Origin of the sequence: Pseudoalteromonas aurantia 208 (assembly GCF_014858725.1) — a bacterium.
GTDB classification, from domain to species: Bacteria; Pseudomonadota; Gammaproteobacteria; order Enterobacterales; family Alteromonadaceae; genus Pseudoalteromonas; species Pseudoalteromonas aurantia.
The window spans coordinates 451,995-459,170 of record NZ_AQGV01000013.1 but is presented as its reverse complement, the minus strand read 5'-3'; the positions used below and the strand labels follow the sequence as shown (position 1 = coordinate 459,170).

Here is a 7,176-nt window from a genome sequence, read left to right as displayed (position 1 = left end):
TGCCAGGCATTAAATTAGAGAAACCCGTTGCAGAGATGCAGCGGGTTTTTTGCTGTTTGGGAAAACAATTTAGGGAAGAGCTTTAGAGAAAGCCTAGAATAAAAACCTTATGGACCCTGAAACCAGTTCAGGGAGACGGAGGTTTCTATTTAGAGGTGGGGTTTTGATGACGCCCACCTCGTTGTCTTCCTGACGTAGGTCAGGATCCATTAAAGGCATAACGGCTTTATAATTACAGCAGAAGTCAGCAAGTTTTTATGACTGTGGCGTCAGTCCTGAATATTACGTTCTTTCAACTTTCTAGTGAGAGTATTTCGACCCCAGCCAATTTTTAAAGCTGCATCTTGCTTGTGCCCGTTACACACAGCTAAGGCTGTTTTGATCAAACGGGTTTCTAGTTGTGCTTGCACATTTGGCCAGATATTTTCTTTTCCTTGGGTAAGCTCCTGATTTAACCAGCTTTGAAACGCATCTAGCCAGTCTCCACCTGATTCACTATGTGCTGAAGTGTGGGATAGTTCGTCGGGCAATTCTTGAGGATTAACCGTTTGACTGGGTGCCATAACGGTTAGCCAACGGCAAGTATTTTGTAATTGACGAACGTTTCCTGGCCAATGGTAAAGTTGCATAGCTTTTATTGAGTCTGCTGTTAGTGTCTTTGTTTCAACTTGTAACTCTTCAGCGCTGGCAGATAAAAAGTGATGTGCTAGGGCTTCAATATCTTCAGGCCTTTCTTTGAGTGCAGGTAGTCGCAGTCGAACTACATTAAGGCGATGGAATAAATCTTCACGAAACTGACCTTGTTTTACTAATTCTTCTAAGTTTTGGTGAGTTGCGGCAATAATTCGAACATCTACACTGACACTTTGGTGTCCGCCAACCCGATAAAACTCCCCATCGGCCAATACTCGCAGTAACCGAGTTTGCACATCTAATGGCATATCACCAATTTCATCTAAAAAAAGAGTTCCTTTGTTAGCTTGTTCAAATCGGCCTCGACGCATGCTGTCAGCACCTGTGAATGCTCCCTTTTCATGCCCGAATAGCTCGGACTCAACAAGATCTTTTGGGATAGCTGCCATATTCAGAGCTATGAAGGTATTATCTTTGCGCGGGCTATGGTTATGTAACGCGCCTGCGACAAGCTCTTTCCCTGTACCAGATTCACCATTTATTAATACACTCATACTTGACATAGAAAGCTTACCAATGGCTCTGAAGACTTCTTGCATGGCGGGGGCTTCGCCAATAATATCGGGGCTATCTTTCTCAGTTGGCGTACGTTTGGTTTTTTTTGCTTGTGAATTCGCTTGATAAGCCCGTTCAACAAGATCTGCGGCTTCATTTAAATCAAAAGGTTTGGCTAAATATTCAAAAGCCCCTTTTTGAAATGCATTGACAGCTGAGTCTAAGTCGGAGTGGGCTGTCATAATAATGACAGGTAAATTAGGATGACTTAAGCTTATCTCTTCTAGCAAAGCCATACCATCGAGGCCGGGCATACGAACATCTGAGATTAAAACAGCAGGTTGGCTATATGATAAAGCGGTTAGAACATCTTGGCCATTGGAAAAGCATTCAGTCGTAAACCCTGCTCGTGATAATGCTTTATCGAGTACAAATCGAATGGATGCATCATCATCAACTAACCATACTGTTTTCATTTCTTGCTCCGTATACCGTTGGCGTCAGAACGGTAGATAAATATTAAATTCTGTGTGTCCAGTCCAGCTGTCATAATCAATCATGCCATTGTGCTGCTCTATCAAAGTTTGCGCGATGGATAATCCCAGTCCAGAACCTCCATCTTTATTTGTGGTCATGGGGAAAAATAATGTATCTTTTAGTTCAGGCGCAATGCCAGGGCCGTTATCCATGATTTTAATCAAAAGAGCTTTTTTAATTAGCTTTTCGCCACGTCGTAATCGATGCTTAATCCGTGTCGTTAGCGTTATGTTTCCACCTTGAGTTAGTGCTTGTAATGCGTTACGTACAATATTCAGCACAACCTGCTGAATTTTTGCTTGATCGATGTTTATGTCAGGAATACTTGGATCATAATCTTTAATTAACTTTATATTATGCTCGTTATCTAATGTGCTGAGTTTAATCACTGATTCTAAAGTTTGGTGAATATTACACGGCGCTTTATGCAGTAATTGATTAGGTCCGAGTAAACGGTCGACTAAATCGGTTAAACGGTCTGTTTGCTCGATAATTAATTCGGCACATTGATCCCGCTCACTCTGACAACCTTCATACTGCAATAATTGCGCCGCTCCACGAATTCCACCGAGCGGGTTTTTAATTTCATGTGCTAACCCTCTTATTAATGTGCGCGCAGCGTGATATTGATGCATTTGGTTTGATGCTTGATCAAATCGCACTTCATCATCAATACGTCGGAATTCCATTAAAATATAAGTGGTATTTAATAGGTGTACTCGGCGAGCATGAAGATTTAAAGTCGCGGCTCTATTGTCGATAAACACCACGTCAACTCTATGCTGCTGGCAATCGACACCGTCTTTTAGTACATATTGATTGATTCTGGTTATATCTATGTGGTGATGGCTGAAGGTCGCGTGGAGTGATTGACCTATTAGCCTTTTAATACCTAATCCGAATAGTTCACTACTGCTTGTATTGGCATAGTGAACGATAAAGTTCTTATCGAGTAAAATAACGGACGTTGCTAAATTATGCCACAAGTCAGGGAGCAGTTGCTCATGGAGTTGTTCCATATTGGTTCACCTTAATTAGATATTGCACCAATGTAGTGCGATAGTAGCATAGCATTATTAGTGATTTTATTTCTAGGCAATACTCAAGGCGCTTAAATAGGTAACACTTTAATTATTTTATACTTTTTCTGTGCAGATAAAACGTGGTTGGATCACTTTGCGCGAGTACTTTTCCCTGTTCATTGTAGAGCCTTAACAGTAGAGAGTGCTCCCCTCGAGGTACGTTATGTAAGACAAATGTTGTGCTTGTTTGCATAGGTCCTGTTGCTTTTCCATCTAATGTTAATTGCACTTTTAAACCATTGGAGAAGCTAGGCTGAATTTGCCCTGTAACATAGATGGTGCCAGTATTTTCTCTGAGTGTTTGCTCGTGGTTTGGTGAGGTAATACTTGCTGTATATTCAATCGCTTTTTGACTTGCTTGCGTATTGAGTATACTTGTATCAACAGCGGGCATGGTCATTGATTTATTTAACTGTATTTCTTGTGCGCCTTGTCGTGGTACATCAGAAAAGACCCAATTACCCTGCTCATCTTTCCAACGGTACACCTTTGAGTCCGCTAAAACTGATGAACTAAACAATACAAAACACCCTAAAAATAAAAGCCGCATTTAGATCTTGCCTGATATCAAAAATATACTCTAATACTCTAGACTGTTGTGAATTACTTTTCCATAAAAAAGCCCGCTTTGCGGGCTTGAGAACACATATGATCTGAATACGTAATTACACGCTGTAGTACATTTCAAACTCAACAGGGTGAGTTGTCATGTTCAGTTTTTCCACTTCCTGTGACTTAAGTGCAATATAAGCATCAATTAAGTCATGAGTGAATACACCACCTTGTACTAAAAATTCACGATCAGCATCAAGACACGCTAACGCTTCATCAAATGAGGCTGCCACGGTTGGAATTTCAGCAGCTTCCTCAGCTGGTAGGTCGTATAGATCTTTATCCATCGCATCGCCAGGGTGGATTTTATTTTTAATCCCGTCAAGGCCAGCCATTAGCATTGCTGAGAATGCAAGATATGGGTTAGCTGTTGGGTCTGGGAAACGAACTTCTATGCGTCGAGCGCGCTCTGAAGGGACGACTGGAATACGAATCGAAGCTGAGCGGTTACGTGCTGAATATGCAAGCATGACCGGTGCTTCAAACCCAGGTACTAAACGCTTGTATGAGTTAGTTGACGCATTGGCAAATGCATTAATTGCTTTAGCATGCTTGATGATGCCGCCAATATAATAAAGAGCATCTTCAGATAAACCACCATACTTATCACCAGCAAACAAGTTTTTGCCGTCTTTAGCAAGTGATTGGTGACAGTGCATACCTGAACCATTATCACCAACAACAGGCTTAGGCATGAATGTTGCCGTTTTGCCATACAAATGAGCCATGTTATGAATAACATACTTCATTTCTTGAATCTCATCAGCCTTTAACACCATGGTATTAAAGCGCGTCGCAATTTCATTTTGGCCAGCGGTAGCTACTTCATGGTGATGGGCTTCTACTACTTGACCCATTTCTTCCAGTACCAAACATGTCGCACTACGCCAATCTTGGAAATCATCAACTGGTGCAACTGGGAAGTAACCCCCTTTAACGCCTGGGCGGTGACCAGTATTGCCATCTTCATATGCTTTATCTGAGTTCCAAGCTGCTTGTTTAGAATCAATTTTGTACATTGAGCCAGACATATCAGTTTTATACTTCACATCGTCAAAAACAAAGAACTCAGGCTCAGGCCCAAATAAAACCGTATCTGCAATGCCAGTTGAGCGCATATATTCTTCTGCTCGTTTTGCAACTGAGCGAGGATCACGTTCGTATCCTTGTAACGTCGCTGGCTCAACAACATCACAACGAACAATCATTGTTGTTTCTTCAGCAAATGGATCTAGTTTAACTGAAGCTGCGTCAGGCATTAAAACCATGTCAGATTCGTTAATGCCTTTCCAGCCAGCAATAGACGAGCCATCAAACATTTTGCCATCTTCGAAGAAGTCTTCATCGGCTTGGTGATGAGGAATTGAAACGTGTTGCTCTTTACCTTTGGTGTCTGTAAAGCGTAAATCTACAAACTTAACGTCATTTTCTTTAATAAAATCTAAAACCGATTGTGACATGTGTCCTCCGACTCGATGGGTTATTATTTTGTGTAGCATTATATTGATGCGACTTGGCTTACCTTAAGCGTATTTCATGCCAAATATTTAATGTGTTGATTTATATTAATATAAATTAAATTTAAACTAGGCTTCATGTATTTTTGCACCACTTTGGTGCGATATTGTTTCGTAATGGTGCGTGCCAGTATGTTACGCGCTAGCATGGTGCGTAGTAAAATAAGCGTAGTATTATTTATTAGTAGTGCAATTTATAGCCCTGAAAACCCTCTAAAAAATGCAATGACTTGATAAAGTCATAAAATTTATGTTGGATAAACTTTCATCCATCGCCGTAATAAGGGATAATGTGCGCCGTTTAAATCCTATATTGGGACATCTCTGGCGCGCCAACATTTAGTGAAATCGCGTAGATCGACTAGGATCACTGAGATTCAACTTTCTCTGAGTAATTATATGAGCATCGAAAAGTTAAGAAATATTGCGATTATCGCACACGTTGACCACGGTAAAACAACCCTAGTTGATAAGTTGCTAGAGCAATCAGGCACACTAGAAACACGCGGCGGCAACGAAGAGCGTGTAATGGATTCAAATGATATCGAAAAAGAGCGCGGTATCACCATCCTTGCAAAAAATACTGCGATTGAGTGGAATGATTACCACATCAATATCGTAGATACTCCAGGGCACGCCGATTTTGGTGGTGAAGTGGAACGTGTACTTTCAATGGTAGATTCAGTTCTTCTATTAGTAGACGCGCAAGAAGGTCCAATGCCGCAAACGCGTTTCGTAACGCAAAAAGCCTTCGCATTAGGTCTTAAACCAATCGTTGTTATCAACAAGATTGATAAGCCTGGAGCTCGCCCTGATTGGGTTATGGATCAGGTATTTGATTTATTCGACAACCTTGGTGCAACGGACGAGCAGTTAGATTTCCAAGTTATTTACGCATCAGCAATCAATGGTTGGGCGACATTAGACCTTGATAATGAATCAGATAACATGCAACCGATGTTTGAAGCGATTGTAGAGCAAGTTGAAGCGCCAGATGCTGATCCAGCAGGTGACTTCCAAATGCAGATCTCTCAGCTAGATTACAATTCATATATTGGTGTTATCGGTGTAGGTCGTATTAAGCGTGGTTCAGTGAAGCCTAATCAGCAAGTAACAATCGTGGGTGCTGATGGTACAACGCGTAATGGTAAAGTTGGCCAAGTAATGAGTTACTTAGGTCTTGACCGCCATGAAGCTGCTGAAGCACAAGCTGGCGACATCATTGCAATCACAGGTCTTGGTGAGCTGAAAATTTCAGATACTATCTGTGATGTAAATGCTGTAGAAGCGTTACCAGCATTGTCAGTTGATGAGCCGACTGTAACAATGACGTTCTCTGTAAACACTTCGCCGTTTGCTGGACAAGAAGGTAAGTTTGTTACTTCACGTAATATCCTTGAGCGTCTTGAAAATGAATTAGTTCACAACGTAGCACTACGTGTTGAAGAGACTGAAAACCCTGATAGCTTCCGCGTCTCTGGTCGTGGTGAATTACACCTAGGTATCTTGATTGAAAACATGCGTCGTGAAGGTTATGAGCTAGCTGTTTCTCGTCCAGAAGTAATTCTTCGTGAAGTAGATGGTCAGTTAGAAGAACCGTTTGAAACAGTAACAATTGATGTTCAAGATGAGCACCAAGGTTCAATTATGGAACAACTTGGTCTTCGTAAAGCAGAAATGACGGATATGGCTCCAGATGGTAAAGGCCGTGTGCGTATGGATTTCATGATGCCTTCACGTGGTTTAATCGGTTTCCAAACTGACTTTATGACGCTGACATCAGGTTCAGGCTTAATGTATCATACGTTTGACCACTATGGCCCATACAAAGGCGGTACTATTGGTAAGCGTAAGAATGGTGTGTTAATTGCGAATGCAACAGGTAAAGCGCTAACTAACGCATTATTCAACCTTCAAGAACGTGGTAAGTTGTTTATTGGACACGGTGTAGAAGTCTACGAAGGTATGGTTATCGGTATTCATAGCCGTGATAACGACCTGACAGTTAACGCGCTTAAAGGTAAGCAGTTAACGAACGTTCGTGCATCAGGTACTGATGAAGCACAAACACTTGTACCACCTATCAGAATGTCTCTTGAGCAGGCACTTGAGTTTATCGATGATGATGAGCTGGTAGAAGTTACACCTGAAAATATCCGTATTCGTAAAAAGTTATTGACTGAAAGTGAGCGTAAGCGTGCTGGTCGTCAACTTAAAGACTAATATCGAATAGAGATTTA

General features: G+C 41.4%; 5 protein-coding genes. 1 reads left to right on the top strand and 4 read right to left on the bottom strand.

Annotated features, from left to right (window positions below; translation table 11 throughout):
- Window positions 1-269: 269 nt before the first annotated feature.
- The 4 genes from glnG to glnA all read right to left on the bottom strand — a co-directional run bounded on the left by glnG (window position 270) and on the right by glnA (window position 4,879).
- On the bottom strand, window positions 270-1,664 hold the full coding sequence (gene glnG, locus PAUR_RS17245) for a nitrogen regulation protein NR(I) (protein WP_192508959.1): 1,395 nt from the start codon (window positions 1,662-1,664) through the stop codon (window positions 270-272).
- Window positions 1,665-1,688: 24 nt separating this feature from the next.
- The gene (gene glnL, locus PAUR_RS17240; RefSeq protein ID WP_192508958.1) at window positions 1,689-2,744 is read right to left on the bottom strand and encodes a nitrogen regulation protein NR(II); all 1,056 of its coding nucleotides are present in this window, start codon (window positions 2,742-2,744) and stop codon (window positions 1,689-1,691) included.
- A gap of 112 nt (window positions 2,745-2,856) precedes the next feature.
- The gene (locus PAUR_RS17235) at window positions 2,857-3,357 is read right to left on the bottom strand and encodes a DUF4124 domain-containing protein (protein WP_192508957.1); all 501 of its coding nucleotides are present in this window, start codon (window positions 3,355-3,357) and stop codon (window positions 2,857-2,859) included.
- Between the two features lie 115 nt (window positions 3,358-3,472).
- Complete coding sequence (gene glnA / locus PAUR_RS17230) at window positions 3,473-4,879, bottom strand: glutamate--ammonia ligase (protein ID WP_192508956.1); 1,407 nt, start codon at window positions 4,877-4,879, stop codon at window positions 3,473-3,475.
- 456 nt (window positions 4,880-5,335) lie between these two features.
- Here glnA and typA point away from each other — a divergent pair, with 456 nt between their 5' ends.
- On the top strand, window positions 5,336-7,159 hold the full coding sequence (typA, locus tag PAUR_RS17225) for a translational GTPase TypA (protein ID WP_138597468.1): 1,824 nt from the start codon (window positions 5,336-5,338) through the stop codon (window positions 7,157-7,159).
- The last annotated feature ends 17 nt before the right edge of the window (window positions 7,160-7,176 follow it).

Excerpts from the sequence above, each read along its gene's own strand:
- glnG (WP_192508959.1), bottom strand. The coding sequence starts at position 1,664 with ATGAAAACAGTATGGTTAGTTGATGATGATGCATCCATTCGATTTGTA.
- typA (WP_138597468.1), top strand. The coding sequence starts at position 5,336 with ATGAGCATCGAAAAGTTAAGAAATATTGCGATTATCGCACACGTTGAC.
- glnL (WP_192508958.1), bottom strand. The coding sequence starts at position 2,744 with ATGGAACAACTCCATGAGCAACTGCTCCCTGACTTGTGGCATAATTTA.
- glnA (WP_192508956.1), bottom strand. The coding sequence starts at position 4,879 with ATGTCACAATCGGTTTTAGATTTTATTAAAGAAAATGACGTTAAGTTT.
- PAUR_RS17235 (WP_192508957.1), bottom strand. The coding sequence starts at position 3,357 with ATGCGGCTTTTATTTTTAGGGTGTTTTGTATTGTTTAGTTCATCAGTT.